At 67.1% G+C, this 24,466-nt stretch carries 33 protein-coding genes and 1 tRNA gene; 1 reads left to right on the forward strand and 33 read right to left on the reverse strand.

The features are described from left to right. Nucleotides 1-15: 15 nt before the first annotated feature. A tRNA-Trp gene (locus DDE10_RS23615) sits at nucleotides 16-88 on the reverse strand. Nucleotides 89-369: 281 nt separating this feature from the next. Here DDE10_RS23615 and rtcR point away from each other — a divergent pair. Next, nucleotides 370-1,968, forward strand: coding sequence for an RNA repair transcriptional activator RtcR (gene rtcR / locus DDE10_RS20290; protein ID WP_114954633.1), 1,599 nt, complete (start codon nucleotides 370-372; stop codon nucleotides 1,966-1,968). A 41-nt stretch (nucleotides 1,969-2,009) separates the two neighbouring features. Here rtcR and DDE10_RS20295 read toward each other — a convergent pair whose 3' ends face one another. The 32 genes from DDE10_RS20295 to DDE10_RS20450 form a co-directional block, all read right to left on the reverse strand. Continuing rightward, the gene (locus tag DDE10_RS20295; RefSeq protein WP_284734791.1) at nucleotides 2,010-3,086 is read right to left on the reverse strand and encodes a LacI family DNA-binding transcriptional regulator; all 1,077 of its coding nucleotides are present in this window, start codon (nucleotides 3,084-3,086) and stop codon (nucleotides 2,010-2,012) included. Nucleotides 3,087-3,186: 100 nt separating this feature from the next. Beyond that, nucleotides 3,187-4,593 carry an NADP-specific glutamate dehydrogenase gene (gene gdhA / locus DDE10_RS20300; protein ID WP_114954634.1) on the reverse strand — a complete coding sequence of 469 codons (1,407 nt, stop codon included), beginning with the start codon at nucleotides 4,591-4,593 and terminating at the stop codon, nucleotides 3,187-3,189. A gap of 162 nt (nucleotides 4,594-4,755) precedes the next feature. Beyond that, nucleotides 4,756-5,409 (reverse strand): adenylate kinase, encoded by a 654-nt coding sequence (locus DDE10_RS20305; protein ID WP_114954635.1) that lies wholly within the window; start codon nucleotides 5,407-5,409, stop codon nucleotides 4,756-4,758. A 33-nt stretch (nucleotides 5,410-5,442) separates the two neighbouring features. Continuing rightward, on the reverse strand, nucleotides 5,443-6,807 hold the full coding sequence (gene secY / locus DDE10_RS20310) for a preprotein translocase subunit SecY (RefSeq protein WP_114954636.1): 1,365 nt from the start codon (nucleotides 6,805-6,807) through the stop codon (nucleotides 5,443-5,445). Between the two features lie 105 nt (nucleotides 6,808-6,912). After that, the gene (gene rplO / locus DDE10_RS20315) at nucleotides 6,913-7,440 is read right to left on the reverse strand and encodes a 50S ribosomal protein L15 (protein WP_114954637.1); all 528 of its coding nucleotides are present in this window, start codon (nucleotides 7,438-7,440) and stop codon (nucleotides 6,913-6,915) included. Nucleotides 7,441-7,594: 154 nt separating this feature from the next. Next, entirely contained in the window at nucleotides 7,595-7,771 is a 177-nt protein-coding gene (gene rpmD, locus DDE10_RS20320) for a 50S ribosomal protein L30 (protein WP_114954638.1), read from the reverse strand. Nucleotides 7,772-7,776: 5 nt separating this feature from the next. After that, nucleotides 7,777-8,520, reverse strand: a complete 744-nt coding sequence (gene rpsE, locus DDE10_RS20325; RefSeq protein ID WP_114954639.1) for a 30S ribosomal protein S5 — start codon at nucleotides 8,518-8,520, stop codon at nucleotides 7,777-7,779. 3 nt (nucleotides 8,521-8,523) lie between these two features. Next, nucleotides 8,524-8,877, reverse strand: coding sequence for a 50S ribosomal protein L18 (gene rplR, locus DDE10_RS20330; RefSeq protein WP_114954640.1), 354 nt, complete (start codon nucleotides 8,875-8,877; stop codon nucleotides 8,524-8,526). Between the two features lie 2 nt (nucleotides 8,878-8,879). Next, on the reverse strand, nucleotides 8,880-9,413 hold the full coding sequence (rplF, locus tag DDE10_RS20335; RefSeq protein ID WP_114954641.1) for a 50S ribosomal protein L6: 534 nt from the start codon (nucleotides 9,411-9,413) through the stop codon (nucleotides 8,880-8,882). Beyond that, the gene (gene rpsH, locus DDE10_RS20340; RefSeq protein WP_114954642.1) at nucleotides 9,413-9,808 is read right to left on the reverse strand and encodes a 30S ribosomal protein S8; all 396 of its coding nucleotides are present in this window, start codon (nucleotides 9,806-9,808) and stop codon (nucleotides 9,413-9,415) included. The genes rplF and rpsH overlap by 1 nt, the downstream gene beginning before the upstream one ends. Nucleotides 9,809-9,818: 10 nt before the next feature. Then, nucleotides 9,819-10,124: a 30S ribosomal protein S14 gene (gene rpsN / locus DDE10_RS20345; RefSeq protein WP_114954643.1), complete on the reverse strand. Its 306-nt coding sequence runs from the start codon at nucleotides 10,122-10,124 to the stop codon at nucleotides 9,819-9,821. A 40-nt stretch (nucleotides 10,125-10,164) separates the two neighbouring features. Beyond that, the gene (gene rplE / locus DDE10_RS20350) at nucleotides 10,165-10,746 is read right to left on the reverse strand and encodes a 50S ribosomal protein L5 (RefSeq protein ID WP_114954644.1); all 582 of its coding nucleotides are present in this window, start codon (nucleotides 10,744-10,746) and stop codon (nucleotides 10,165-10,167) included. Beyond that, complete coding sequence (gene rplX / locus DDE10_RS20355; RefSeq protein WP_114954645.1) at nucleotides 10,739-11,056, reverse strand: 50S ribosomal protein L24; 318 nt, start codon at nucleotides 11,054-11,056, stop codon at nucleotides 10,739-10,741. The genes rplE and rplX overlap by 8 nt, the downstream gene beginning before the upstream one ends. After that, entirely contained in the window at nucleotides 11,056-11,424 is a 369-nt protein-coding gene (rplN, locus tag DDE10_RS20360; RefSeq protein ID WP_114954646.1) for a 50S ribosomal protein L14, read from the reverse strand. The genes rplX and rplN overlap by 1 nt, the downstream gene beginning before the upstream one ends. An 85-nt stretch (nucleotides 11,425-11,509) precedes the next feature. Next, nucleotides 11,510-11,830: a 30S ribosomal protein S17 gene (gene rpsQ / locus DDE10_RS20365; RefSeq protein WP_114954647.1), complete on the reverse strand. Its 321-nt coding sequence runs from the start codon at nucleotides 11,828-11,830 to the stop codon at nucleotides 11,510-11,512. Between the two features lie 12 nt (nucleotides 11,831-11,842). Then, nucleotides 11,843-12,052, reverse strand: a complete 210-nt coding sequence (rpmC, locus tag DDE10_RS20370; RefSeq protein ID WP_114954648.1) for a 50S ribosomal protein L29 — start codon at nucleotides 12,050-12,052, stop codon at nucleotides 11,843-11,845. A gap of 2 nt (nucleotides 12,053-12,054) precedes the next feature. Further along, nucleotides 12,055-12,486 carry a 50S ribosomal protein L16 gene (rplP, locus tag DDE10_RS20375; protein ID WP_114954649.1) on the reverse strand — a complete coding sequence of 144 codons (432 nt, stop codon included), beginning with the start codon at nucleotides 12,484-12,486 and terminating at the stop codon, nucleotides 12,055-12,057. Nucleotides 12,487-12,506: 20 nt separating this feature from the next. After that, on the reverse strand, nucleotides 12,507-13,202 hold the full coding sequence (gene rpsC, locus DDE10_RS20380; RefSeq protein ID WP_114954650.1) for a 30S ribosomal protein S3: 696 nt from the start codon (nucleotides 13,200-13,202) through the stop codon (nucleotides 12,507-12,509). Nucleotides 13,203-13,204: 2 nt separating this feature from the next. Beyond that, nucleotides 13,205-13,582, reverse strand: a complete 378-nt coding sequence (rplV, locus tag DDE10_RS20385) for a 50S ribosomal protein L22 (RefSeq protein WP_114954651.1) — start codon at nucleotides 13,580-13,582, stop codon at nucleotides 13,205-13,207. A 3-nt stretch (nucleotides 13,583-13,585) separates the two neighbouring features. Continuing rightward, entirely contained in the window at nucleotides 13,586-13,861 is a 276-nt protein-coding gene (gene rpsS / locus DDE10_RS20390) for a 30S ribosomal protein S19 (protein WP_114954652.1), read from the reverse strand. A gap of 3 nt (nucleotides 13,862-13,864) precedes the next feature. Beyond that, a complete protein-coding gene (gene rplB / locus DDE10_RS20395; protein ID WP_114954653.1) occupies nucleotides 13,865-14,701 on the reverse strand; it encodes a 50S ribosomal protein L2 in 837 nt (278 codons plus the stop codon). 10 nt (nucleotides 14,702-14,711) lie between these two features. Continuing rightward, entirely contained in the window at nucleotides 14,712-15,035 is a 324-nt protein-coding gene (locus DDE10_RS20400) for a 50S ribosomal protein L23 (protein WP_114954654.1), read from the reverse strand. Further along, nucleotides 15,028-15,657: a 50S ribosomal protein L4 gene (rplD, locus tag DDE10_RS20405; protein ID WP_114954655.1), complete on the reverse strand. Its 630-nt coding sequence runs from the start codon at nucleotides 15,655-15,657 to the stop codon at nucleotides 15,028-15,030. The genes DDE10_RS20400 and rplD overlap by 8 nt, the downstream gene beginning before the upstream one ends. Before the next feature lie 3 nt (nucleotides 15,658-15,660). Beyond that, entirely contained in the window at nucleotides 15,661-16,419 is a 759-nt protein-coding gene (gene rplC / locus DDE10_RS20410) for a 50S ribosomal protein L3 (RefSeq protein ID WP_114954656.1), read from the reverse strand. Between the two features lie 308 nt (nucleotides 16,420-16,727). After that, a complete protein-coding gene (rpsJ, locus tag DDE10_RS20415; RefSeq protein WP_044450118.1) occupies nucleotides 16,728-17,039 on the reverse strand; it encodes a 30S ribosomal protein S10 in 312 nt (103 codons plus the stop codon). Nucleotides 17,040-17,211: 172 nt separating this feature from the next. Then, nucleotides 17,212-18,402: an elongation factor Tu gene (gene tuf, locus DDE10_RS20420; protein ID WP_114954657.1), complete on the reverse strand. Its 1,191-nt coding sequence runs from the start codon at nucleotides 18,400-18,402 to the stop codon at nucleotides 17,212-17,214. Nucleotides 18,403-18,447: 45 nt separating this feature from the next. Further along, nucleotides 18,448-20,523: an elongation factor G gene (fusA, locus tag DDE10_RS20425; protein ID WP_114954658.1), complete on the reverse strand. Its 2,076-nt coding sequence runs from the start codon at nucleotides 20,521-20,523 to the stop codon at nucleotides 18,448-18,450. Nucleotides 20,524-20,567: 44 nt separating this feature from the next. Next, complete coding sequence (rpsG, locus tag DDE10_RS20430; RefSeq protein ID WP_114954659.1) at nucleotides 20,568-21,038, reverse strand: 30S ribosomal protein S7; 471 nt, start codon at nucleotides 21,036-21,038, stop codon at nucleotides 20,568-20,570. 60 nt (nucleotides 21,039-21,098) lie between these two features. Then, nucleotides 21,099-21,470: a 30S ribosomal protein S12 gene (gene rpsL / locus DDE10_RS20435; protein WP_028969180.1), complete on the reverse strand. Its 372-nt coding sequence runs from the start codon at nucleotides 21,468-21,470 to the stop codon at nucleotides 21,099-21,101. Nucleotides 21,471-21,761: 291 nt separating this feature from the next. Next, complete coding sequence (locus DDE10_RS20440) at nucleotides 21,762-22,496, reverse strand: TraB/GumN family protein (protein ID WP_114954660.1); 735 nt, start codon at nucleotides 22,494-22,496, stop codon at nucleotides 21,762-21,764. 75 nt (nucleotides 22,497-22,571) lie between these two features. Continuing rightward, entirely contained in the window at nucleotides 22,572-23,405 is an 834-nt protein-coding gene (locus tag DDE10_RS20445) for a LytTR family DNA-binding domain-containing protein (protein WP_114954661.1), read from the reverse strand. A gap of 21 nt (nucleotides 23,406-23,426) precedes the next feature. Then, nucleotides 23,427-24,320: a hypothetical protein gene (locus DDE10_RS20450; RefSeq protein ID WP_114954662.1), complete on the reverse strand. Its 894-nt coding sequence runs from the start codon at nucleotides 24,318-24,320 to the stop codon at nucleotides 23,427-23,429. Nucleotides 24,321-24,466 lie beyond the last annotated feature (146 nt).

The following is a 24,466-nucleotide window of genomic DNA, read 5'->3' on the forward strand; positions in this document are numbered from 1 at the left end:
TCCTTCTCTCATCGGTGGCACCGGTGGCTGGAGTCGAACCAGCTGGTCCTGGCTTTGGAGGCCAAACCGCGCCCGCGCGCTCACCGATAATCCACTCCGAACCGCTCAGATCGGCGGCTCTCGGGGCGGCCGGCCCATTCCGGCCGCCCCTTCCGCCGCTTGCCCGGATCCAGCCAGCGCTCGTCATCCGGACGCCACCTGCAGTGCAGGGGCCGTGCCAAGATCGCCGACGCCGTCGCACGTGAATCGTAAGCCATTGCAACTTAACTGCAATCGATCGATGGCTGGTATAGCGGGCTAGCCGGGGCGAAAGCCAAGGCCTATCGATTTCGTATCGACAGATATCGCTTCTTAGATCATGGTATATGAATGCGGCCTACGATCGTCCTCGGCTTCCTCGGCTCGACTCTCGACGCCAGCAAGAGGGGCCCCACCCGCTGGAGCAAGTGGCGCCCGACCGTCGGCATGTGCATGCAGGAGGATCTGCGCATCGACCGGCTCGAGCTGATCCATGGGGGGCAGCATGAGGGTCTCGCTCGCTATGTCAGCCGCGATATCGCCGACGTCTCGCCCGAGACCGAGGTCCGCCTGCACCGAATGGACTTCGCGAACGCCTGGGACTTCGAAGAAGTCTATGGCCGGCTGCTCGACTTCGCCCGCCTCTATCCGTTCGATCCGGACAATGAGGACTATCTCGTCCACATCACCACCGGCACCCATGTCGCCCAGATCTGCCTCTTCCTGCTGACCGAGGCGCGCTTCCTTCCCGGGCGGCTGCTCCAAACCAATCCGTCGCGCGGCGAGGTCTCGGCTGCCGGCATGTGGAGCGTCATCGATCTTGACCTTTCGCGTTACGACAGCATCGCCACCCGCTTCGCGGCAGCCGCGGCGGAAGGAAGCTCGTTCCTCAAGTCCGGGATCGAGACGCGCAACGCCGCCTTCAACCGAATGATCGACGAGATCGAGCAGGTTGCGATCCGGTCGCGCGCGCCGCTGCTGCTGATGGGGCCGACAGGCGCCGGCAAGTCGCAGCTCGCCAGGCGCATCTTCGAGCTGAAGCGCGCCAAGCACCAGGTTTCCGGCGGATTCGTCGAGGTGAACTGCGCGACCCTGAAGGGGGACAGCGCGATGTCGGCGCTGTTCGGCCATCGCAGGGGTGCGTTCACCGGCGCTGCGGCCGACCGGCCGGGCCTGCTCCGTTCGGCGGACAAGGGCGTGCTGTTCCTGGATGAGATAGGCGAGCTCGGTCTCGACGAGCAGGCGATGATCCTGAGGGCGATCGAGGAGAAGAAGTTCTTCCCGGTCGGTGCCGATCGCGAGGTCTCGTCCGAGTTCCAGCTGATCGCCGGCACCAACCGCGATCTCGGCCTCGCCGTGGCCGCGGGTACGTTTCGCGACGACCTCCTCGCCCGGCTCAACCTGTGGACCTTCGTGCTGCCGGCGCTGCGCGACCGGACGGAGGATATCGAGCCCAATCTCGACTACGAGCTCGACCGTTTCGCGGAGCGCGAGGGAGTTCGCGTCGGCTTCAACCGCGAGGCCCGCAAGGCCTATGTCGGTTTCGCCGTCTCGCCCGAAGCGGCATGGAGCGGCAATTTCCGCGATCTTGCCGCCAGCGTCACCCGGATGGCGACTTTCGCGCCTTCCGGCCGGATCGACGTCGCCAATGTCGAGACCGAAATCCAGCGGCTGACGCGGCTGTGGTCGGGAAGCCGGCCGTCGGCGCCGGCAGAGGCCCTGCTCGAGGCGCTGTGCGGCGACAGGCTGGCCGAGATCGATCCGTTCGACCGCGTCCAGCTCTCCGAGGCGATCCGTGTCTGCCGTCGCAGCCGCTCGCTGTCCGAGGCCGGGCGCGTCCTGTTCAGCGTGTCGCGGACCCGCCGCGCCTCCTCGAACGACGCTGACCGGCTGCGCAAATATCTGCTTCGCTTCGGGCTCGATTGGGACCGGGTGCGCGCCGAGGTCTGACCGCGAAGGCGCGCCTGGTCTCTGGCTCGGTCAGGTGGCTTCTACAGTCGGCTGCGCCGCGGCGGGGCGTCCGACTGGCGGCGGATCAGCTCGAAATCGAGCAGGCGGTGGGGCACTTCGGGCACCGGACCTTCACGCGAGCGGCGGATGAGGTCGGCGAGCATCGTCACCGCCTCGTCCGCCATCGCCGCGACCGGCTGGCGGATCGTCGTCAGTTCCGGCCAGATGGTGGTGGCAAGCGGCGTATCGTCGAAGCCGCAGACCGACAGGTCGGCCGGCACGTCGAGCCCGAAGCGGTGGGCGGCGGCGATGGTGGCGGCGGCCATGTCGTCGTTGCTGGCGAAGATCGCGGTCGGCACCGGATCGAGCGAGAGCAGGTGATCGGCTGCCTCGAGGCCGGAGCGATAGGTGAAGTTGCCGGTCGCGACCAGGCTCTCGTCCATGGCGATGCCGGCTTCCTCGAGGGCGGCGCAAAAGCCCTGCTCCCGAAGACCGCTGGAGGCATGGTTGGGGCGTCCGGTGATGAAGCCGATGCGGCGATGGCCGAGCTTGATCAGGTGGCGCGTCATCTCGAGCGCGGCGCCGCGGTCGTCGATGCCGACCGAGGCGAGCAGGGGTGCGGGCCGGGTGGAGCCGGTCGCGACCACCGCGATCCCCGCCTCGCGCAGCCGGTCGACCAGGAGATGGGCATCGCCCAGCGGTGGCGGCAGGATCACGCCGTCCAGCCGGGCGCCGATGAGCGCGTCGGCCGCCGCCGCCTCGCCGGCGCTGATCTGGTGGCGCTGGACGATGAGCTGGACGTTGATCAGGCTGCAGCTCTCGAGCGCGCCGAGCAGGAACTCGGTCAAATAGGCCGGGTTCGGGATCCTGTAGAGAAGGCCGATGCGGAGCGCCGCGGCGCCGGCCAGCGTGCGCGCCGCCGCATTGGGCGCGTAGCCCAGCGCCTCGACGGCCGCCTCCACCGCCCGCCGGGTCGCCGGCCGGACGCCCTTCTCGCCGTTGATGACGCGCGACACCGTCATCCGCGACACGCCCGCGTGGCGGGCGACGTCGTGGATGGTCGGCGCCCGGCCTTCGCGCCGGCGCGTCGCAGGCGCTGGACCTGCCGTCCCGTTCACGTCCGAAGGCTCCGGCACCTGCCCTTGCGACGGGCGGCGGGCAGCATTCGTCCGCCTCCGATCGGCAGGGGCGTCCTCCTCCGCGCCGGCCCTTGCCGTATCACACCACCCCGAAGGCGAGCATCGCGTCGGCGACCTTCTTGAAGCCGGCGATGTTGGCGCCCTTCACATAGTCGATATGGCCGCCGCTCTCCTCGCCATATTCCAGGCAGCGCTGGTGGATGCCGTCCATGATGTCGCGCAGCAGCTGCTGGAGCTGATCTTCCTTCCAGCTGATCCGGGCGCTGTTCTGGCTCATCTCCAGGCCCGAGACGGCGACGCCGCCGGCATTGGAGGCCTTGCCGGGGGCATAGAGGATGCGGGCGTCCCGGAAGACGTGGACGCCTTCCAGGTCGGTCGGCATGTTCGCCCCTTCGGAGATGCCGATGCAGCCATTGGCGACGAGCGTACGGGCATCCTCGCCGAGCAGCTCGTTCTGGGTCGCGCACGGCAGGGCGACGTCGCAGGGGACGCCCCAGGGCCGCTTGCCGGCGTGGAAGGTCGCGCTCCTATATTCCTCGGCATATTGGCTGATCCGGCCGCGCCGCCGGGTCTTGTGGGTCTTCACCCACTCGATCTTCTCCTGGGTGATGCCCTCGGGATCGTGGACGAAGCCCTCGCTGTCCGACAAGGTCAGCACCTTGCCGCCGAGCTGGTTGATCTTCTCGGCCGCGTGGGTGGCGACATTGCCCGATCCGGAGATGACGGCCGTCTTGCCGGCGAGGTCCAGCCCCTTGGTCCTGAGCATGTTCTCGAGGAAGTAGACGGCGCCATAGCCGGTCGCCTCGGTGCGGATCAGCGATCCGCCATATTCCATGCCCTTGCCGGTCAGGACGCCCTCGAAGCTGTTGGTGATGCGCTTGTACTGGCCGAACATGTAGCCGATCTCGCGGGAACCGACTCCGATGTCGCCCGCCGGCACGTCCACGTCCGCGCCGATATGGCGATAGAGCTCCGTCATGAAGCTCTGGCAGAAGCGCATGATCTCGCCGTCGCTCTTGCCCTTGGGATTGAAATTGGCGCCGCCCTTGCCGCCGCCCATCGGCAGACCCGTCAGCGCGTTCTTGAAGGTCTGCTCGAAGGCGAGGAACTTCAGGATCGATTCGTTGACGCTGGGGTGGAAGCGGATGCCGCCCTTATAAGGACCGATCGCATTGTTGTTCTGAACCCGGTAGCCGCGCTGGACGCGGATATTGTGATTATCGTCCTCCCAGCAGACCCGGAAGGAGACGACGCGGTCGGGTTCGGCGATCCGGCGCAGGATCTGCCAGCGATGATATTGCTCCTTGTCGGCGATGAACTCGAAAATGTCCTCGGCGACTTCCTGGACCGCCTGCACGAATTCGGGCTGGCCCGGATTGCGGCGCTTCACCCCCTCCATGAATCCGTTCAGGTCGACATGCTCGGAATTGCGCGGCTCTGCGATCAAAACGGCATCCACGGTCGGACCGTCACCACCCCTGTTCATTCCCCAATCTCCCTCGATCGGTCCGGCCACCCGCCGGACTCGTCAATGGAGCGAGCATAGCATTTTTTACGCGCGGAGAAGCCCCACGGGACGAAGATGGCTGCCGGCGCGACGAGAAGGAGATCGGGGCGCGAGGCGGCGGCCGGCCGAACGGGCTCGCCGTCAGGCGGCCCCGTCGAGGATCGCGTCGATCTGGGCGCCTACCTCGGCGATCGGGGCCATGCCGTCGACCCGGCGGACAAGGCCTCTCGTCTCGTAGAAGGGGAGGATTGGCGCTGTCTTGGCGCGATATTCGGCCATGCGCGTGCGGACCGTCTCGGCATTGTCGTCCGGACGACGCTTGAACTCATGGCTGCCGCAGACGTCGCACGTATCCTGGACCTTCGGCAGCTTGTAGCGGTCGTGATAGCCCTCGCCGCAGGTGGCGCAGGTGAATCGGCCGGTGATGCGGTCGACCAGCGCCTCCTCGTCGACGGTCAGCTCGACGACGTAGTCGAGCTTCTCGCCGCGCTCGTCGAGCAGCAGGTCGAGCGCCTCGGCCTGGGCCTGGGTGCGCGGATAGCCGTCGAAGATGGCGCCGCCATGTGCCCCGGCGGAATCGAGCCGCTCACCGATGAGCGCAGAGACGATCGCATCGGAGACGAGTTCCCCCGCCTCCATCACCGCCTTGGCCTGCAGCCCGACCGGCGTGCCGGCCTTGACCGCCGCGCGGAGCATGTCGCCGGTGGAGAGCTGGACCATGCCCCGCTCCTCGACCAGGCGCGACGCCTGCGTCCCCTTTCCCGCCCCCGGCGGGCCCAGCAGGATGATGTTCATCGGATCGGACTCCCGGTCGGGGCGACGCTGCGGTCAGCGTCCTCTCAGGCCGCCGCCTTTCAGCTTCGCCTTCTTGATCAGGTCGCCATATTGGTGGGCGATCAGGTGGCTCTGGATCTGCGAGACGGTATCCATCGTCACGTTGACGACGATGATCAGGCTGGTGCCGCCGAGATAGAAGGGGATGCCTGCCCGCGCGATCAGCCATTCGGGGATGAGGCAGGTCAGGGTGAGGTAGGCGGCGCCCACCACGGTGACACGGGTGAGGACGTAATCGAGATACTCCTCGGTGCGCTTGCCCGGGCGGATGCCGGGGATGAAACCGCCATATTTCTTGAGATTCTCCGCCGTCTCCTCGGGATTGAACACGACCGAGGTGTAGAAGAAGCAGAAGAAGACGATGCCGGCGCCGTAGAGGAACATGTAGAGCGGCGCGCCGTGCTGCAGCGCGGTCGTCACCGTGATGACGAACTCGCTCCACCAGGTGTCGCCGGTCTGATCCTGGCCGGCGAATTGCGCGATGGTCAGCGGCATCAGCAGCAGCGACGAGGCGAAGATCGGCGGGATGACGTTGGCGGTATTGACCTTGAGCGGCAGGTGCGAGCGCTCCTGCTGGATCTGGCCGCGCGCGGTCTGGCGCTTGGGATATTGGATCAGCACCCGGCGCTGGGCGCGCTCCATGAAGCAGATGAACAGGATCAGGACCACCGCCAGGGCGACGATGACCAGGATGACGAACGGATCGAGGCTGCCGGTGCGGCCGCCCTCGAACATCTGCGCAAGCGCGGTCGGCAGCTGGGCGACGATGCCCGCCATGATGATCAGCGAGATGCCGTTGCCTACGCCGCGGCTGGTGATCTGCTCGCCGAGCCACATCAGGAACATGGTGCCGCCGACGAGGCTGATGACGACGGTGATGCGGAACATCATGCCGGGATCGATCACGGCCGATCCGCCGCCCCAAGTCTCCAGCGCCACCGCCATGAAATAGCCCTGGATGGCGCAGAGCAGGACGGTGCCGTAGCGCGTATACTGGTTGATCTTCTTGCGGCCGCTCTCGCCCTCCTTCTTGAGGGCGGCAAGGGTCGGCGACATGCTGCTGGCGAGCTGCATGACGATCGAGGCGGTGATGTAGGGCATCACCCCCAAGGCAATCAGGCTCATGCGCTCGAGGCTTCCGCCCGAGAACATGTTGAAGAAGTCGAGGACACCGCCGCGGGTCGTCTCGAACAGGGTGCCGAGCGCGCGCGGGTCGATGCCGGGCAGCGGCACGAAGGAGAGCATCCGGAAAACGATGAGGGCGCCGAGCGTGAACCAGAGCCTTTTCTTGAGGTCGGTCGCCTTGGCGAAGTTCGCCAGGCTGAGGCTGGCTGCCATCTGTTCGGCTGCGGATGCCATAGAATATCAGTCCTGAAAATCGTGCGGCGGCGGATGACCGAATGGCCCCCCGCCGCCCCATATAGTCACCGTATCGGTCTTGTCAGCCTTTGCGGCCGCGAAAGCTCAGGCTTCGGCCTTGGTCCGGCGCTGGCCCTTGCCCTTCTTGGCGGCGGCCTTCTCGGCGGGATCGGCGCGCTCGATCAGCTCGACCGAGCCGCCGGCACCTTCGATCGCCTGGCGCGCACCGGCCGAGATTCCGGCAACGCGGACCGCCAGCTTCGCCTTCAGTTCGCCCTTGCCGAGGATGCGGACGCCGTCCTTGCCGCCGCGGGCGAGGCCGGCGGCCTTGAGCGCATCATGGTCGAGCGTGCCCTTGGCGTCGAGCTTGCCGGCGTCGATCGCCTTCTGGATCGCGCCTACGTTCACCTCAGCATAATCCCTGGCGAAGATGTTGTTGAAGCCGCGCTTCGGCAGCCGCATGTGGAGCGGCATCTGGCCGCCCTCGAAGCCCCAGATCGAGACGCCGGAGCGGCTCTTCTGGCCCTTCTGGCCGCGGCCGGCAGTCTTGCCCAGGCCGGAGCCGATGCCGCGGCCGACGCGCACCCGGCTCTTGCGGGCGCCCTTGTTGTCGCGAAGATCGTTCAGTTTCATATCTTGCACTCGCTTTCGCTATGTTCGCGCAAGGCCCGGATGTCCGGACCCGATTTCGACACCCCAGCGGGAAGCTGGGATCTCGTTGGCTTCTCGCCGCTGCCGCATGGGCAGGGAGATCCCGGACCAGGTCCGGGATGACGGAGCAGCCGCGCTACTCCGCCACATTCACCATATGCTGCACCTTGCGGATCATGCCGCGCACCTCGGGGGTGTCGTCGAGCTCGACCGTCCGATGCATCTTGTTGAGGCCAAGTCCGATCAGCGTCTTGCGCTGGTCGGGGGTGCGGCGGATCGGCGATCCGGTCTGCGTGATCTTCAGCTTCGCCACGTCGATTACTCCGTCACCGCCTCGGCCTGGGCCTCGGCCTCGGCTCCGGACAGGCCCTCGCGGCGCGCCATCAGGTCGGCAATCTTCTTGCCGCGACGCTGCGCCACCGACTTCGGGCTGGTCTGGTCGCCGAGCGCCTCGAAGGTCGCGCGGATCATGTTGTAGGGATTGGAGGTGCCGACCGACTTGGTGACCACGTCGGCGACGCCCAGGCTCTCGAAGACGGCACGCATCGGACCGCCGGCGATGATGCCGGTGCCCTGCGGGGCCGAGCGGACATAGACGCGGCCGGCGCCGAAATGGCCCATCCCGTCATGGTGCAGGGTGCGGCCCTCGCGCAGCGGCACGCGGACCATCGCCTTCTTGGCCGCCGCGGTCGCCTTGGAGATCGCCTCGGGCACTTCGCGCGCCTTGCCGTGGCCGAAGCCTGCGCGGCCCTTGCCGTCGCCGACCACGACCAGAGCCGCGAAGCCGAAGCGCTTGCCGCCCTTCACGGTCTTGGAGACGCGGTTGATGTGGACCAGCTTCTCGATCAGCTCCTCGCCGCCATCGTCGTCGCGGCCCGGACCGCCACGGCGGTCGTCGCGCCGGCCGCGGCCGCCGCGGCCGCCGTCGCGTCCGCCGCCCCGGCCGCCACGCCCACCGCGCTCGCGGCGCGGCTCGGCCGTCGCCTGGACGGTCTCCGCGGCCCCGGTCGGCGGGCTGGACTGCTCCGCAGCGCCGGGGGTCTGGTTGTTCTCGTCAGCCATTTCTTAAAACTCCAATCCGCCCTCGCGCGCCGCGTCGGCAAGAGCCTTCACGCGCCCGTGGAACAGGAAACCGCCGCGGTCGAAGACCACGCGGGTGACGCCGGCGGCCTTCGCCCGCTCGGCGATGCGGCGGCCGACTTCCTGCGCGGAGGCGATGGTCGCGCCGGTCGTCGCCCGGGCTTCCTTCTCCAGCGTCGAAGCGGCAGCGACGGTACGGCCCTCCGCGTCCAGGATGACCTGGGCGTAGATATGCCGACCGGAACGGTGGATCGACAGGCGCGGCCGATCGCCGGCGCGCTGGCGAAGCGAGGTGCGGACGCGCTGGCGCCTCTTCTCGAAGGGGTTGAATCTCGCCATGGCTATTTCTTCTTGCCTTCTTTGCGGAAGATAAACTCGCCGCGATACTTGATGCCCTTGCCCTTGTAGGGCTCGGGCTTGCGCCAGCGCCGGATCTCGGCGGCGAGCTGTCCGACCTTCTGGCGGTCATTGCCCGAGATCTCGACCGTCGTCTGGTCCGGCGTCTTCACCTCGAGGCCTTCCGGCACCGCGATGTTGACGTCGTGGCTGTAGCCGAGCTGCAGGCGAAGATTCTTGCCCTGCGCCGCGGCGCGGTAGCCGACGCCGGTAATCTCGAGGACCTTGGTGAAGCCCTCGGTGACGCCGGTGACCAGGTTCTGCACCAGAGTGCGGTGCATGCCCCAGAAGGAACGGGCGCGCTTGCTCTCATTGGCCGGGCGGACGACGATGCGGCCGTCCTCGATGCCGTAGCTGATATCCTCGAGCATCGGCATGGTGAGGGTACCGCGCGGACCCTTGACGGTCAGCACGGAGCCCTCGGCCGACGCCGAGACGTTCGCCGGCAGCGCCACCGGCACCTTTCCGATGCGGCTCATCAGAACACCTCCGCAAGCACTTCGCCGCCGACATTCTGCTGACGCGCCTCGGCGTCGGACAGAACGCCCTTTGGCGTCGAGACGATGGTGATGCCCAGCCCGTTGCGCACCCGCGGCAGCTCCTGGGCGCCGGAATAGACCCGGCGGCCCGGCTTGGAGACGCGCGACAGATGCTGGATCGCGGGCTGGCCCTCGAAATATTTCAGCTCGATCCGCAGGCCGCGATGCTGCCCGAGGGCTTCCTCGCGATAGCCGCGGATATAGCCTTCGCGCTGGAGGACATCGAGGACGCGGGCGCGCAGCTTGGACGCGGGGCTGACCACGCTGTCCTTGCGCGCCTGCTGGCCATTGCGGATGCGGGTGAGCATATCACCCAAAGGATCGGTCATCGGCATGATCTAACCCTTACCAGCTCGACTTGGTGAGGCCCGGGATCAGGCCCTTGTTGCCAAGCTCGCGCAGCATGACGCGCGACAGCTTGAACTTGCGATAATAAGCCCGTGAACGCCCGGTGAGCTCGCAGCGGTTGCGGACCCGGGTCGGGTTCGCGTTGCGCGGCAGCTCGGCCATCTTGAGGCGCGCGATCAGGCGCTCGGTGTCGTCGCGGGACTCGTCGTCCGCGATCGCCTTGAGCTTCGCATACTGGCCGGCATATTTCTTCACCAGCTTCTTGCGACGCTCGTTCTTGTTGATCGAACTCAGTTTCGCCATGACTTAAGTTCTCTTCCTTCTCTCTCGAGCAGGGTCGGCCTCAGGCCGCCTGCTTCTGCTCCTGCTCGGCCGGGAACGGGAAGTTGAAGAGGCGCAGCAGCTCGCGCGCCTCGTCGTCCGTCTTCGCGGTCGTGGTGACGATGATGTCCATCCCGCGCACCTTGTCGATGCGGTCGTAGTTGATCTCCGGGAAGACGATCTGCTCGCGAAGGCCCATGGCATAGTTGCCCCGGCCGTCGAACGAGCGCGGATTGAGTCCGCGGAAGTCGCGAACGCGCGGCAGCGCGATCGTGACCAGCCGGTCCAGGAACTCGTACATGCGCTCCCGGCGCAGCGTGACCTTGACGCCGATCGGCATGCCTTCGCGCAGCTTGAACTGGGCGATCGACTTCTTCGCCTTGGTGATTACCGGCTTCTGGCCTGCGATCAGCTCCATCTCGGCGGCGGCGGTCTCGACGCGCTTCTTGTCCTGGGTCGCCTCGCCGACGCCCATGTTGAGGACGATCTTGTCGATCCGCGGGACCTCGAGCCGGTTCTTGTAACCGAACTTTTCGATCATCGCCTGGACGATGCGCTCGTCATAATCGCGCCTCAGGCGCGGCAGGTACTTGGCATCAGCCATTGATCAGCTCCCCGGACCGCACTGCGACGCGGACCTTCTTTCCCTCGCGCTCCTCGAAGCGGACGCGCGTCGGCTTGCCCGTCTTCGGATCCTCGAGCGCCACCTTGGACACGTGCAGCGGCGCCTCGCGGCGCTCGATGCCGCCCTGCGGATCGGCCTGGGTGGGCTTGCGGTGACGGGCGGCGACATTGACGCCGGACACCACCACCTTGCCCTCCTTGGGCATCGACTTCACGACTTCGCCATGCTTGCCCTTGTCCTTGCCGGACAGGACCACGACGCGGTCGCCCTTCTTGATCTTCGCGGCCATTACAAAACCTCCGGCGCGAGACTGATGATCTTCATGTGCTTCTTCGCGCGCAGCTCGCGCACGACCGGGCCGAAGATGCGAGTGCCGATCGGCTCCTGGTTGTTGTTGACCAGGACCGCGGCGTTCGAATCGAAACGGATCGTCGAGCCGTCCGGACGATGGATGTCCTTGGCGGTGCGGACGATGACCGCCTTGTGGACGTCGCCCTTCTTGACGCGGCCGCGCGGGGCGGCCTCCTTGACGGAGACGACGATGATATCGCCGACACCGGCGAAGCGGCGCTTCGAGCCGCCCAGCACCTTGATGCACTGGACGCGCTTGGCGCCGCTATTGTCAGCGACGTCGAGGTTGGACTGCATCTGGATCATCGATCCATTCCTTCTTCACTTCAACCGGAACGCGTCCGGCGATCAGCTTCAACATGCCGCCCCGGCGGACCGGAGCGTCTTACCCTCAGGCCTCGGCGCCTTCGGCCTCGACCTTCTCGGCGCGGGCCTTGTCGGCGGCCTTGGAACCGGCCTGCGAAGCGGCGGCGCCGGAATCGGCCGTGCCGATCACGCGCCAGGTCTTCAGCTTCGAGATCGGCCGGGTCTCCTCGATCCGGACGATCTGGCCTTCCTTGAACTCGTTGCCCTCGTCATGGGCGTGGTACTTCTTCGACCGCTTGATGATCTTGCCGTAGAGCGGGTGCTTCACCCGCCGCTCGACACGCACCACCACCGTCTTGTCGGTCTTGTCGGACACGATCGTGCCGGTCAGGACGCGCTTGGGCATCTCGTCTTCTCCTTACGCCTTGGCCTGAGCGGCGCGGGCGCGTTCGTTCTGGAGCGTGCGGATGCGGGCGATGGTGCGGCGCACCTCGCGCACCCGCGACGGCTTCTCGATCTGGTTCGTCGCCGCCTGAAAGCGCAGGTTGAACTGCTCACGCTTCAGCTGCGCCAGCTCCTCCCCGAGCTGATCGTCGCTGCGGCTGCGAAGGTCTTCAGTGTTGGCCATGATCAGGCGTCCTCAAGCAGCGATTCGCCAAGGCGGGCGACCACCTTGGTCTTGATGGGCAGCTTCTCCGCGGCGCGCTCGAACGCGGCCTTGGCGAGCGGACCGGGGATTCCGTCCAGCTCGAACAGGATCCGACCCGGCTTCACCCGCGCTGCCCAATATTCAGGGCTGCCCTTGCCCGAGCCCATGCGGACCTCGGCCGGCTTCGACGAGATCGGCAGATCCGGGAAGATGCGGATCCACAAACGCCCCTGGCGCTTGATGTGGCGGGTGATCGCGCGGCGAGCCGCCTCGATCTGGCGCGCCGTGATCCGCTCCGGCTCCATCGCCTTGAGGCCGTAGGCGCCGAAGTTCAGCGCCGTGCCGCCCTTGGCATCGCCATGGATACGGCCCTTGTGGGCCTTGCGGAACTTGGTGCGTTTGGGTTGCAGCATTGTTCTCTATCCCAATGAGCTCAGCGGGCCGGACGGACGCCGGAGGTTTGAGCCTCCATCATCAGCCGGTCCTGGGCGAGCGGATCGTGGCCCAGGATCTCGCCCTTGAAGATCCAGACCTTGACGCCGCAGACGCCATAGGCGGTGTGTGCGGTAGCCTCGGCATAGTCGACGTTGGCGCGCAGCGTATGCAGCGGAACGCGGCCTTCGCGATACCATTCGGTCCGGGCGATCTCGGCGCCGCCGAGCCGTCCCGAACATGTAATGCGGATTCCTTCCGCGCCAAGGCGCAGCGCCGACTGGACGGCGCGCTTCATGGCCCGGCGGAACGCGACGCGGCGCTCGAGTTGGTCGGCGACACCCTGCGCGACCAGCCGCGAGTCGATCTCCGGCTTGCGGATCTCGACGATGTTGAGGCTGACGTCGGACGAGGTCATCGCGCCGAGCTGCTTGCGGAGCTTCTCGATGTCGGCGCCCTTCTTGCCGATGATCACGCCGGGGCGCGCCGCATAGATGGAGACGCGGCACAGCTTGGCCGGACGCTCGATCACCACCTTGGAGATGGCCGCCTGCGGCAGCGCCTCCATGATGAAGCGGCGGATCTTGAGATCCTCGAGCAGCAGCCGGCCGTAATCGTCGCCTTCGGCGAACCAGCGGCTGTCCCAGGTCCGGTTGATCTGCAGCCTGAGGCCGATCGGAGAGGATTTCTGACCCATGCTTACGCTTCCTGCTGCTCGCGGACGACGATGCGCACGCGGCTGAACGGTTTGACGATCCGGGCCGAGCGGCCGCGGGCCCGCGGGTTCCAGCGCTTCATCGACAGGCTCTTGCCGACGCTGGCCTCCGCGACGACGAGGCTGTCGACGTCGAGATTGTGGTTGTTCTCGGCATTGGCGATCGCCGAGGCGAGCACCTTCCTGACGTCGCGCGCCATCGCCTTGGGCGAGAAGGTGAGGATGCTGAGCGCCTCCTCGGCCTTCTTGCCGCGGATCAGGCCGGCGACGAGGTTGAGCTTCTGCGCCGAGCCGCGGATCTGCGTGCCGACGGCGAGCGCCTCGTTCTCGGCGACCCGGCGGGGAGCCTTTTCCTTGCCCATGGCTTACCTCTTGCCCTTGCGGTCGGCGGCGTGGCCCGGGAAGAAGCGGGTCGGTGCAAACTCGCCGAGCTTCATTCCGACCATGTCCTCGTTCACCGAAACGGGAACGAACTTGCGGCCGTTATAGACATTGAACGTGAGCCCGACGAACTGCGGAAGGATGGTGGAGCGACGCGACCAGGTCTTGATCGGGGCGCGGCCACCGGCTTCCTGCGCCGTCTCTGCCTTCTTCAGCAGCGACAGCTCGACGAACGGACCTTTCCAGACGGAGCGGGCCATCTCTTACCTCTTCTTCTTCGCGTGACGCGAACGGATGATCATCTTGTCCGTCGCCTTGTTCTTGCGGGTCCGGGCGCCCTTGGTCGGCTTGCCCCACGGCGTGACCGGATGGCGGCCGCCCGATGTGCGGCCTTCGCCGCCGCCGTGCGGGTGGTCGACCGGGTTCTTGGCGACGCCACGGGTGAGCGGACGCTTGCCCATCCAGCGGCTGCGGCCGGCCTTGGCGAAGTTCTGGTTCTGGTTGTCCGGGTTCGACACCGCGCCGACCGTCGCCATGCAGTCGGAGCGGATGTAGCGCTGCTCGCCCGAGTTCAGCCGGACGATGACCATGCCGCGGTCGCGACCGACGACCTGGACATAGGTGCCGGCGGAGCGGGCGATCTGGCCGCCCTTGCCCGGCTTCATCTCGACATTGTGGACGATGGTGCCGACCGGCATCTGGCCCAGCTCCATCGCATTGCCCGGCTTCACGTCGACCTTGCGGCCGGCGACGATGCTGTCGCCCGGCCCGAGCCGCTGCGGCGCCAGGATGTAGGCGAGCTCGCCATCCTCATACTTGACCAGCGCGATGAAGGCGGTGCGGTTCGGATCATATTCGAGCCGCTCGACGGTGGCCGGCATGTCCCACTTGCGACGCTTGAAGTCGATATAGCGGTACTTCTGCTTGTGGCCGCCGGCGATGCCGCGCGACGTCACATGGCCCTTGTTGTTGCGGCCGCCGGTCTTGCGCTTGCCCTCGGTCAGCGCCTTCACCGGCTTGCCCTTCCAGAGCGCCGACTTGTCGACCAGGATCAGGCCGCGCTGCGACGAGGTGGTCGGGTTGTACTGCTTGAGTGCCATTGCTCTCGCCTCAGATACCGGTGGTGACGTCGATCGACTGGCCCTCGGCCAGCGTCACGATCGCCTTCTTGACGTCCGAGCGCACATAGGGCCGGCCCTTCCAGCGCTTGGTCTTGCCCTTGGTCGTGATCGTATTGATCCCGACCACGCTGACGCCGAACAGCGCCTCGACGGCCGCCTTGATCTGCGGCTTGGTGGAGCGCGGGGCGACCTTGAAGACGACCGCATTATGCTCGGAGAGCAGGGTCGACTTCTCGGTGATGTGCGGGCTCAGCACGACATCGTAATGGCTGATGTCGACCGCGCCCTGCGCCTGCTTCTTCGCCTTAGCCATTGAACCGGGCCTCCAGCTTCTCGACCGCGGCGCGGGTCAGCACCAGAGTCTCGTGATTGAGAATGTCGTAGACGTTCGCCCCGACCGCCGGCAGCAGGTTGATCTCGCGCAGGTTCGCCGAAGCGTTGGCGAAGCCGACATTGAGCGCGTCGCCGTCGATCACCAGCGCGTTCTTGCCGAGCCCGAGCTTGCCGAGCTGCGCCTTCAGCGCCGCCGTCTTGGCTTCCTGAAGATCGAGATTGTCGAGCACGATCAGATTGCCGTCCTTCGCCTTGGCCGACAGCGCCATGCGCAGGCCGAGGGCGCGGATCTTCTTGTTCAGCGACGGGTTGAAATCGCGGACACGCGGACCGTGCGCCTTGCCGCCGCCGACGAAGATCGGAGCGCGGCGGTCGCCGTGACGGGCGGTGCCGCCGCCCTTCTGGCGGCCGAACTTCTTGCCGGTCCGGGCGACGTCGCTGCGCTCGCGGGCGGCGCGGGCAGTGCCGCGGCGCTTCTCGAGCTGCCAGGTGACGACGCGGTGGAGGATGTCGCCGCGCGGCTCGACGCCGAATACGGCGTCGTTCAATTCGATGTCGCCGCCCTTGCCGCCGGCATCGAGGGTCTGAACCTTGACCTTCATGACTTAGCCTTCCTGGCCTTCGGTGGCCTCGGCCGCGACTTCGGTCTCGGCCGGAGTCTCGGCGGGCGCCTCGTTATTGGCGTTGGCGGCCTGCTTCAGGCCGGCGGGGTAAGGCAGGTTCTCCGGCCGCGCCACCTTGACGGCGTCGCGGACGAGGAGCCAGCTGCCCTTGTGGCCCGGCACCGAGCCACGGACGAAGATGAGGCCGCGCTCGTTGTCGGTGCGGACGACCTCGAGATTCTGCTGGGTGCGATTGCGCGCGCCCATATGGCCGGCCATCTTCTTGTTCTTGAAGACGCGGCCCGGATCCTGGCGGTTGCCGGTGGAGCCGTGCGAGCGGTGCGAAACCGAAACGCCGTGGGTGGCGCGAAGGCCGCTGAAACCCCAGCGCTTCATCGCGCCGGCAAAGCCCTTGCCCTGGGTGACGCCCGAGACGTCGACCAGCTGGCCGGCGACGAAATGGTCGGCGGAGAGCTCGGCGCCGACGTCGAGGAGCGCATCCTCGGCGACGCGGAACTCCACCAGCCGGGCCTTGGGCTCGACCTCGGCCTTGCCGAAATGGCCGCGCTCGGGCTTGCTCAGATTCTTCGCCTTGGCCGTGCCGGCACCGAGCTGGACGGCGGTGTAGCCGTCACGCTCCGTCTCGCGGCGGCCGACGACCTGGACACCGTCGAGCGCGAGAACGGTCACCGGCACGTGCCGGCCGTCCTCCTGAAACAAGCGGGTCATCCCCACCTTCTTGGCGATCACGCCAGTGCGCATGATCCAAACTCCTATGACAGAGGCCCCGCGGGACCATCCCGGGGGGCGTGTTCAAGCCCATCAAAACGATGCGTGCCCCGCCTGGGCTCATGCTCCGCATCAGCGAAGCGGCGGGGACGCAGCCGGGAGCGAGGCTCCCGCGGTATCCCTGCTTGGGTCCGAAAACCCTTCCGTCATTCCGGCGAAAGCCGGAAGCTCCCTTCCTTCAGCAGGAAGAAGAGAGATCCTGGCTTCCGCCAGGATGACGATGAAGAACGGCCGCAGCCCCTCTCCACCAGACCCCGACCTTCGCCGGGGGTTAAGCCCGCTTAAGCGAGCTTGATCTCCACGTCGACGCCGGCGGCGAGGTCGAGCTTCATCAGCGCGTCGACCGTCTGCGGCGTCGGCTGCACGATGTCGAGCAGCCTCTTGTAGGTGCGCACCTCGAACTGCTCGCGCGACTTCTTGTCGATGTGCGGCGAGCGGTTGACGGTGAACTTCTCGATCCGCGTCGGCAGCGGAATGGGGCCGCGAATGAGCGCGCCGGTACGGCGGGCCGTATCGGCGATGTCGCCGGTCGCCTGATCGAGCACACGATGATCGAACGCCTTCAGGCGAATGCGGATATTCTGCGTTTCCATTCCAACTTACCGATGCGAAAGAGCCGGCCTTCGCTGAAGCTTCGGCCGGCATGCCGGCCCGAGCCTCGACGAGGCTTAAACATTACCAAATTCTGGCGCTTGTCCGCTGCAGCCAGAGGCGAAAGCGGAAGCCGCCCGAATCTCTTCAGACCCGGGCGGCTTGCGCCCTATATTACTTCGTGATCTCGGCGACAACCCCTGCGCCGACGGTCCGGCCGCCTTCGCGGATGGCGAAGCGCAGGCCCTGGTCCATGGCGATCGGGGCGATCAGCTTGACGCCCAGGTTCACGTTGTCGCCGGGCATGACCATCTCGGTGCCCTCCGGCAGCTCCACCTCGCCCGTCACGTCGGTCGTGCGGAAGTAGAACTGGGGACGGTAGTTGGCGAAGAACGGCGTGTGACGGCCACCCTCCTCCTTCGAGAGGACATAGACCTCGGCCTTGAAGTCGGTGTGCGGGGTGATCGAGCCCGGCTTGGCCAGGACCTGGCCGCGCTCGACCTCGTCACGGCCAACGCCGCGGAGCAGCGCACCGATATTGTCGCCCGCCTGGCCCTGGTCGAGCAGCTTGCGGAACATTTCGACGCCGGTGACGACCGTCTTCTGGGTGTCGCGGATGCCGACGATCTCGACTTCCTCGCCGACCTTGACGATGCCGGTCTCGACGCGGCCGGTGACGACGGTGCCGCGGCCCGAGATCGAGAACACGTCCTCGATCGGCATCAGGAACGGACGGTCGAGCGGACGCTCCGGCTGCGGAATGTAATCGTCGACCGCCTTCATCAGCTCCAGGATGGCGTCGTGGCCCATCTTGGCGTCCTTGTCCTCGAGCGCGGCGAGCGCCGAGCCCTTGACGATCGGAATGTCGTCGCCCGGGAAGTCGTAGGACGAGAGCAGCTCGCGGATCTCGAGCTCGACGAGCTCGAGCAGCTCCTCGTCGTCGACCTGGTCGACCTTGTTCATGAACACGACCAGCGCCGGCACGCCGACCTGGCGGGCGAGCAGGATGTGCTCGCGGGTCTGCGGCATCGGGCCGTCGGCGGCCGACACGACCAGGATCGCACCGTCCATCTGGGCGGCGCCGGTGATCATGTTCTTCACATAGTCGGCGTGGCCGGGGCAATCGACGTGGGCGTAGTGGCGCGCCTCGGTCTCATACTCGACGTGAGCGGTCGAGATGGTGATGCCGCGCTCGCGCTCTTCCGGCGCCTTGTCGATATTGTCGTAGCTGGTGAAGGTCGCGCCGCCGGTCTCGGCGAGCACCTTGGTGATCGCCGCGGTCAGCGAGGTCTTGCCATGGTCGACGTGACCGATGGTGCCGATGTTGCAGTGCGGCTTCGTCCGCTCAAACTTAGCTTTCGCCATTTTCCCTAACCTCGTTTCTGGTGTTCACTTCATTCCGGCAGCCGCTCAGGCGAGCTTCGCCTTGACCTCTTCGGCGACGTTCGCCGGCACCTCGTCATAGTGCGAGAACTGCATCGTGTACTGAGCACGGCCCTGGGTGAAGGACCGGAGCTCATTAACGTAGCCGAACATATTGGCAAGCGGGACCATCGCCTCGACGACCTGCGCATTGCCGCGGCTGTCCGTGCCCTGGATCTGGCCGCGCCGGCTGTTGAGATCGCCGATGACGTCGCCGAGATAGTCCTCCGGGGTCACGACCTCAACCTTCATGATCGGCTCGAGCAGCTTGATGCCCGACTTCTGGGCGCCTTCGCGCATCGCGCCGCGGCCGGTGATCTCGAAGGCGAGGGCCGACGAATCGACGTCGTGATACTTGCCGTCGAGCAGCCGGATCTCGAAATCGATGATCGGGAAGCCGATCAGCGATCCGGTCTCGGCGGTCTCGCGCATGCCCTTCTCGACCGACGGGATGTATTCACGCGGGATGTTGCCGCCCTTGACCTCGTCGATGAAGGTGATGCCCGATCCGCGCTCGCCCGGCTTCAGGGCGACCTTGACCTCGCCGAACTGGCCGGAGCCGCCCGACTGCTTCTTGTGGGTATAGACCAGCTCGACCGGGCGAGACAGCGACTCACGATAGGCGACCTGCGGCGCGCCGACATTGGCGTCGACCTTGAACTCGCGCTTCATGCGGTCGACGAGGATCTCGAGGTGGAGCTCGCCCATCCCCTTGATGATCGTCTGGCCGCTCTCCGCATCGGAGGAGACGCGGAAGCTCGGATCCTCGGCGGCCAGGCGCGACAGGGCGATGCCCATCTTCTCCTGGTCGGCTTTCGTCTTCGGCTCGACGGCGACCTCGATGACCGGGTCCGGAAACTCCATCCGCTCGAGGATGATCGGCGCGTTCGGCGCGCATAGGGTGTCGCCGGTGGTCGTGTCCTTGAGGCCGACCAGGGCGACGATGTCGCCGGCATTCGCCTCCTTGATGTCCTCGCGGTCGTTCGCGTGCATCAGCAGCATGCGGCCGACCTTCTCCTTCTTGTCCTTGACCGAGTTCATCACCACCGAGGCGCTCTCGAGCTTGCCCGAATAGATGCGGGCGAAGGTCAGGGTGCCGACGAAGGGATCGGTCATGATCTTGAAGGCGAGCGCGGCGAACGGCGCATTGTCGTCGGCCGGGCGGGTGTCCTCGGTCTCGCCGTCCATCTTGACGCCCTTGATCGCGGGGACGTCGAGCGGGCTCGGCAGATAGTCGATGACCGCGTCCAGCATCGGCTGCACGCCCTTGTTCTTGAACGCCGAGCCGGTCAGCACGGGCACGAACGAGAAGTTGAGCGTGCCCTTGCGGATCAGCTTCTTCAGGGTCGCGACGTCGGGCTCGTTGCCCTCGAGATAGGCCACCATGACCTCCTCGTCCTGCTCGACCGCCATCTCGACCAGCTCCATGCGGGCCGCCTCGGCGGCGTCCTTCATGTCATCGGGGATGTCGCGGATCTCGAACTTGGCGCCGAGGCTCTCCTCGAGCCAGACGATCGCGTTGTTGTTGACCAGGTCGATGACGCCGACGAAGTCGCTCTCGAGGCCGATCGGCAGCTGCAGGACGAGCGGACGGGCGCCGAGCCGATCCTTGATCATGCCGACGCAGCGGTCGAAGCTCGCGCCCATGCGGTCGAGCTTGTTGACGAAGCACATCCGCGGAACCTTGTACTTGTCCGCCTGCCGCCAGACCGTCTCCGACTGCGGCTCGACGCCGGCGACGCCGTCGAACACGGCGATGGCGCCGTCGAGGACGCGCAGCGACCGCTCCACCTCGATGGTGAAGTCGACGTGGCCCGGCGTGTCGATGATGTTGACCCGGTGGTCGTTCCAGAAGCAGGTCGTCGCGGCCGACGTGATCGTGATCCCGCGCTCCTGCTCCTGCTCCATCCAGTCCATGGTGGCGGTGCCCTCATGGACCTCGCCGATCTTGTAGGACTTGCCGGTGTAATAGAGGATGCGCTCGGTCGTCGTCGTCTTGCCGGCATCGATGTGGGCCATGATGCCGATATTGCGGTAGCGCTCGAGCGGGTGGCTGCGGGCCATGTCTTGTCTCCAGGGCCGGGGTCCGGCCCGGCGTTAGAATTGTCTTACCAGCGGTAATGCGAGAAGGCGCGATTGGCTTCGGCCATGCGGTGCGTGTCCTCGCGCTTCTTGACCGCGTTGCCGCGATTGTTCGAAGCGTCGAGCAGCTCGCCCGACAGGCGGCCGGCCATGGTCTTCTCCGAGCGGGCGCGCGCCGCCGAGATCAGCCAGCGGATGGCGAGCGCCTGTGCGCGCTCCGGGCGAACCTCGACCGGCACCTGGTAGGTCGCGCCGCCGACGCGGCGGGAGCGGACCTCGATGCCCGGCTTCACGTTGTTGAGCGCGTCGTGGAACACGCCGATCGGCTCCTTCTTGGCGCGGGCCTCGACATTGTCGAGGGCGCCGTAGACGATGCCTTCGGCGACCGACTTCTTGCCGTCGAGCATGACGCTGTTCATGAACTTCGACAGGACGATGTCCCCGAACTTCGGATCGGGAAGGATTTCGCGCTTCTCTGGGCGGCGGCGACGGGACATGGGGTAGCTTTCCTTTCTCTTCAGCCTGGTCCGGAACCCGTCCGGGGCTTACTCGCGCGGTTATTTCGGGCGCTTGGCGCCGTACTTGGAACGGGACTGGCGGCGGTCCTTCACACCCTGGGTGTCGAGGACGCCGCGAAGGACGTGGTAGCGCACGCCGGGCAGATCGCGCACGCGGCCGCCGCGGATGAGGACGACGCTATGCTCCTGAAGGTTGTGCCCTTCGCCGGGAATGTAGCTGATCACCTCGCGCTGGTTGGTCAGGCGGACCTTGGCGACCTTGCGAAGCGCCGAGTTCGGCTTCTTCGGAGTGGTGGTGTAGACGCGCGTGCAGACGCCCCTCTTCTGGGGATTCTGCTCCATCGCGGGAACCTTGGATTTCGCCTTCTGCGGCTCCCGACCCTTGCGGATCAGCTGGTTGATCGTCGGCATGAAGCCCTTCACTTCCTTCAGTTACTCTACCGCGACGCCAGAATGCGCAAAGGACCCGGCGGCCCTGTCGGCCCCCCAGGCCTTTGCATACGCGCAGCAGTGTTCAGCTCTAAATGCGCCCGTCACGAGACAGCGTCTGGCTTGTCAGCCACCACCAGCCCCGGGCGCGGCGGCCTATAACCGCCGAGCCGATATGGGTCAACGGGGGAAGTTTGCAAGGGGGCCGAAGCGGCGGTGCGCGCGGCATCGGCCGACCTTCTTCATCGCCTGCCAAAGGCTCCCGGGCAAGGCCTATTCCGGAAAGGATGCGCGCAGCCAGGCTTCGCTGTCCGCCAGACGCGGCTCGTCCCTGAACGCCTCGAGGAAGGCGTCCAGGTTGCGGTAGCTGGCGAGCACCAGGATCCGCCGGCCGGGATGCGCGGCCACGGCCTCGCGTGTCCGCGCGATCATATAGTCGTCCCATTCGGCCTGTCCCCGCGCGAACTCCGGTCCGCCGAGTGCGGCCTGGGCGAGGCCATGAGCGCGCAGCAGGTCGCGCGTGACCCGGTCCTGGCTGTCCGCGGGATGCGTCCAATGTGCCTCCAGGACGCGGGAGAGCGAGCGGTTCAGGCTGGCGAGATAGGCGGCCGACTCCGGCCGGTCGCGCTCCAGCGCCTCGAAACGGGCCGAAGCCGCCTCGACCATGGCGGCGAAGGTCGGGCCGCCGGGCTCCATCGCCGCCGCGGCGACGTTTCGGTGCGCCAGCCACGGCCACACCACAGCCGGATATTCCGGACGCCCCGGCGTGTCCGTCCGCCGGGCGAGCTCGTCGGGCCGCACCTCGAGCACCACGAGATCGGGGTCGAGTCGGTCCAGGATGTCGCGCAGTCGGCCGTAGGTGAAGGACGGCTCACGCTCGTGCAGGCGCTGGAGGGCGCCAACGATATAGACGCCGTCGGCGCGCGGATCGACGGATTGTGCCCCTGACGGGGCGGCGGCCGCCAGTGCGGCGGCGATGGCCGCGAGGAGGAGGGAAGGTCTGATCATGGTTGCCGCCTATCAGGGCCGGGCGCCCGTCCCAGGCCAAAAGGTGCAGGCGGGACCGCCCGTCGGACGAGCGGGTCAGCGCCCGCTCAGCCAGGCTGAGATGGCCGTCCGGTAGCGTCGGCTGAGCCTCAGCCTGTGGCCGCTGCGGAGACGGATCTCGGCGTCGCCTCGCCCCAGGCTGCGCAGCTCGGCGATCCGGTCGAGGCGGACGATGGCGCCGCGATGCACCCGGGCGAAGGCGTTTGCCGGCAGCATCTGCTCCAGCCTCGCGAGCGGATCGTCGAGGAGGATGGCCCCCGAAGCGGTGTGCGCCTCCGCATGGTTTCCGGCGGCGCCGATCCACTCCACTTCGTCGAGCGCAACCAGCCGCACGCCGCCGCGCCGGCGCGCCCGCAAGTGGCCGACGGCGGCGGGCGCCGGCTGCTCCCGGCGATGGGACCACCTGCTCGCCAGCACGACGACCGCGTAGAGGATCGCATTGGTACCGAGGTTGCGGACGAACATGATCTCGCCCATCGCCCAGCGCGACGCGATCCGCCCGCCGTCATTGTAGAGCGGCCAGTAGAGGGCTGCGAACAGCCCGACATGGGCGGCAGCCACGACGGCCAGACCGGCCGCGTACAGCAGGGCGCGCAGGGCTGCGCCCAGGGCGCGCGCCTCGATCCAGCGGACCGCCAGCAGCATGGGCCAGGTCAGGGCAGCCCAGATCGAGAAGATGGCCAGGCTGTAGCCGAAGGACGGCCACCAATCCTGAGGCCGGCCGGCGCTCCTCGCCGTCAGATAGCCTTGCAACGCCAAGGCGAAGGCGATGAGCGCCCAGATCAGCAGCACGGCGAGGGCCAGGCGGAGCCGTCGGGCGCCGGCATCGACAGCGGCACGCTGGCCGCCGAAGGCGGCGCGCTCAGCCACGATGCTCGCGACGACGACTGATCATTGCCGCCCCTCGCCGGTCCCGACGATCTCCGATTCGATCGCGCGTCGGATCTCGGCGCGGACGGCCTGGCTGTAGAAGTTGTGCGGGCTGCTATAGAGTCCGCGCAGGAAGGCGAGGTCCCAGCGGGTCAGGGTGATCGGTATCACGCTTCCTTCCGGAGCCTCCAGCACGGTGAGGATGGTTGGCGCGCGGAGCGCACCAAGCCCCGAGGGGTCGAGGCGGGCATAGGCCCGCATCGCCGCATAATCGGCCAGCTGCGTGGTCGAGAGGCCGCTGAGGGCGCCCGACTCCACCACCACCATCGCCGCCGCGAACTGCGGGCGAGCGGCCGCGGTGATTCGGGAACCCGGCGTGATCGTCCGGTTGACGACGAGGTCGCTGCCGCCATCCGATTGCAGCTCGACCCCGCTGGCATTGCGGGGCGGCCCCTGCACATGCCAGGCGGCAGCCGGGCCCGGCCCGCGCGTCAGCCGGCGGATCGCCGGCGAGGAGAGCCCGCTGAAATAGTAGGAATGGCGTTGCCTCAGCCCCTCGAGGAAGGCCCTTTTGTTCGGGGTCACGGCCACCACGACGTTGGGCGTGCAATCGGCGTCGCCCACCGCGAGTCCCGCCCCTTCCGCGACCTGGCGCATCCGCCGCGCCACCGCGCTGCGCTGGCTCTCGGAGAGGCCGACGGCGACGGGGCAGACGCCGATCTCGAAACGGCCGATCTGGGTCCGCGGCGGCGCCGCGGTCAGCGCCGCGACGAAGTCCCGGATCTGGGCTTCGACCTCCGGGTTGCCGGTAACGAGGATGTCCGGACTGCCTGGGGGCGGCGGATCCTGCGCCGCCGCCGGCGCGGCGAGAGCTATCGCGACCGCGTTCAGGCAGGAAGGAAAGACTTTCGGCATCGGTTCGGCCTCACCTCGAGTCACTGTGCCTGGAAATGCGAGCGAAGTCTTGCGCAGGCAAGTTCGCCGAGCCGAATCGACTACGGCCCTGATCGAAAACGGGACGTGCCGACCCTCGATTCCATTGACCCTGTTCCTGCTTTGTG

This window comes from Sphingosinicella terrae, from assembly GCF_003347635.1.
GTDB classification, from domain to species: Bacteria; Pseudomonadota; Alphaproteobacteria; order Sphingomonadales; family Sphingomonadaceae; genus Allosphingosinicella; species Allosphingosinicella terrae.

Coding starts and splice junctions, on each gene's coding strand:
- rtcR (WP_114954633.1), top strand. CDS start 370: ATGCGGCCTACGATCGTCCTCGGCTTCCTCGGCTCGACTCTCGACGCC.
- gdhA (WP_114954634.1), bottom strand. CDS start 4,593: ATGAACAGGGGTGGTGACGGTCCGACCGTGGATGCCGTTTTGATCGCA.
- DDE10_RS20305 (WP_114954635.1), bottom strand. CDS start 5,409: ATGAACATCATCCTGCTGGGCCCGCCGGGGGCGGGAAAGGGGACGCAG.
- secY (WP_114954636.1), bottom strand. CDS start 6,807: ATGGCATCCGCAGCCGAACAGATGGCAGCCAGCCTCAGCCTGGCGAAC.
- rplO (WP_114954637.1), bottom strand. CDS start 7,440: ATGAAACTGAACGATCTTCGCGACAACAAGGGCGCCCGCAAGAGCCGG.
- rpsE (WP_114954639.1), bottom strand. CDS start 8,520: ATGGCTGACGAGAACAACCAGACCCCCGGCGCTGCGGAGCAGTCCAGC.
- rplR (WP_114954640.1), bottom strand. CDS start 8,877: ATGGCGAGATTCAACCCCTTCGAGAAGAGGCGCCAGCGCGTCCGCACC.
- rplF (WP_114954641.1), bottom strand. CDS start 9,413: ATGAGCCGCATCGGAAAGGTGCCGGTGGCGCTGCCGGCGAACGTCTCG.
- rpsH (WP_114954642.1), bottom strand. CDS start 9,808: ATGCCGATGACCGATCCTTTGGGTGATATGCTCACCCGCATCCGCAAT.
- rpsN (WP_114954643.1), bottom strand. CDS start 10,124: ATGGCGAAACTGAGTTCGATCAACAAGAACGAGCGTCGCAAGAAGCTG.
- rplE (WP_114954644.1), bottom strand. CDS start 10,746: ATGGCTGATGCCAAGTACCTGCCGCGCCTGAGGCGCGATTATGACGAG.
- rplX (WP_114954645.1), bottom strand. CDS start 11,056: ATGGCCGCGAAGATCAAGAAGGGCGACCGCGTCGTGGTCCTGTCCGGC.
- rplN (WP_114954646.1), bottom strand. CDS start 11,424: ATGATCCAGATGCAGTCCAACCTCGACGTCGCTGACAATAGCGGCGCC.
- rpsQ (WP_114954647.1), bottom strand. CDS start 11,830: ATGCCCAAGCGCGTCCTGACCGGCACGATCGTGTCCGACAAGACCGAC.
- rpmC (WP_114954648.1), bottom strand. CDS start 12,052: ATGGCCAACACTGAAGACCTTCGCAGCCGCAGCGACGATCAGCTCGGG.
- rplP (WP_114954649.1), bottom strand. CDS start 12,486: ATGCTGCAACCCAAACGCACCAAGTTCCGCAAGGCCCACAAGGGCCGT.
- rpsC (WP_114954650.1), bottom strand. CDS start 13,202: ATGGGTCAGAAATCCTCTCCGATCGGCCTCAGGCTGCAGATCAACCGG.
- rplV (WP_114954651.1), bottom strand. CDS start 13,582: ATGGGCAAGGAAAAGGCTCCCCGCCGGGTCGCCGAGAACGAGGCGCTC.
- rpsS (WP_114954652.1), bottom strand. CDS start 13,861: ATGGCCCGCTCCGTCTGGAAAGGTCCGTTCGTCGAGCTGTCGCTGCTG.
- rplB (WP_114954653.1), bottom strand. CDS start 14,701: ATGGCACTCAAGCAGTACAACCCGACCACCTCGTCGCAGCGCGGCCTG.
- DDE10_RS20400 (WP_114954654.1), bottom strand. CDS start 15,035: ATGGCTAAGGCGAAGAAGCAGGCGCAGGGCGCGGTCGACATCAGCCAT.
- rplD (WP_114954655.1), bottom strand. CDS start 15,657: ATGAAGGTCAAGGTTCAGACCCTCGATGCCGGCGGCAAGGGCGGCGAC.
- rplC (WP_114954656.1), bottom strand. CDS start 16,419: ATGCGCACTGGCGTGATCGCCAAGAAGGTGGGGATGACCCGCTTGTTT.
- rpsJ (WP_044450118.1), bottom strand. CDS start 17,039: ATGGAAACGCAGAATATCCGCATTCGCCTGAAGGCGTTCGATCATCGT.
- tuf (WP_114954657.1), bottom strand. CDS start 18,402: ATGGCGAAAGCTAAGTTTGAGCGGACGAAGCCGCACTGCAACATCGGC.
- fusA (WP_114954658.1), bottom strand. CDS start 20,523: ATGGCCCGCAGCCACCCGCTCGAGCGCTACCGCAATATCGGCATCATG.
- rpsG (WP_114954659.1), bottom strand. CDS start 21,038: ATGTCCCGTCGCCGCCGCCCAGAGAAGCGCGAAATCCTTCCCGATCCG.
- rpsL (WP_028969180.1), bottom strand. CDS start 21,470: ATGCCGACGATCAACCAGCTGATCCGCAAGGGTCGGGAGCCGCAGAAG.
- DDE10_RS20440 (WP_114954660.1), bottom strand. CDS start 22,496: ATGATCAGACCTTCCCTCCTCCTCGCGGCCATCGCCGCCGCACTGGCG.
- DDE10_RS20450 (WP_114954662.1), bottom strand. CDS start 24,320: ATGCCGAAAGTCTTTCCTTCCTGCCTGAACGCGGTCGCGATAGCTCTC.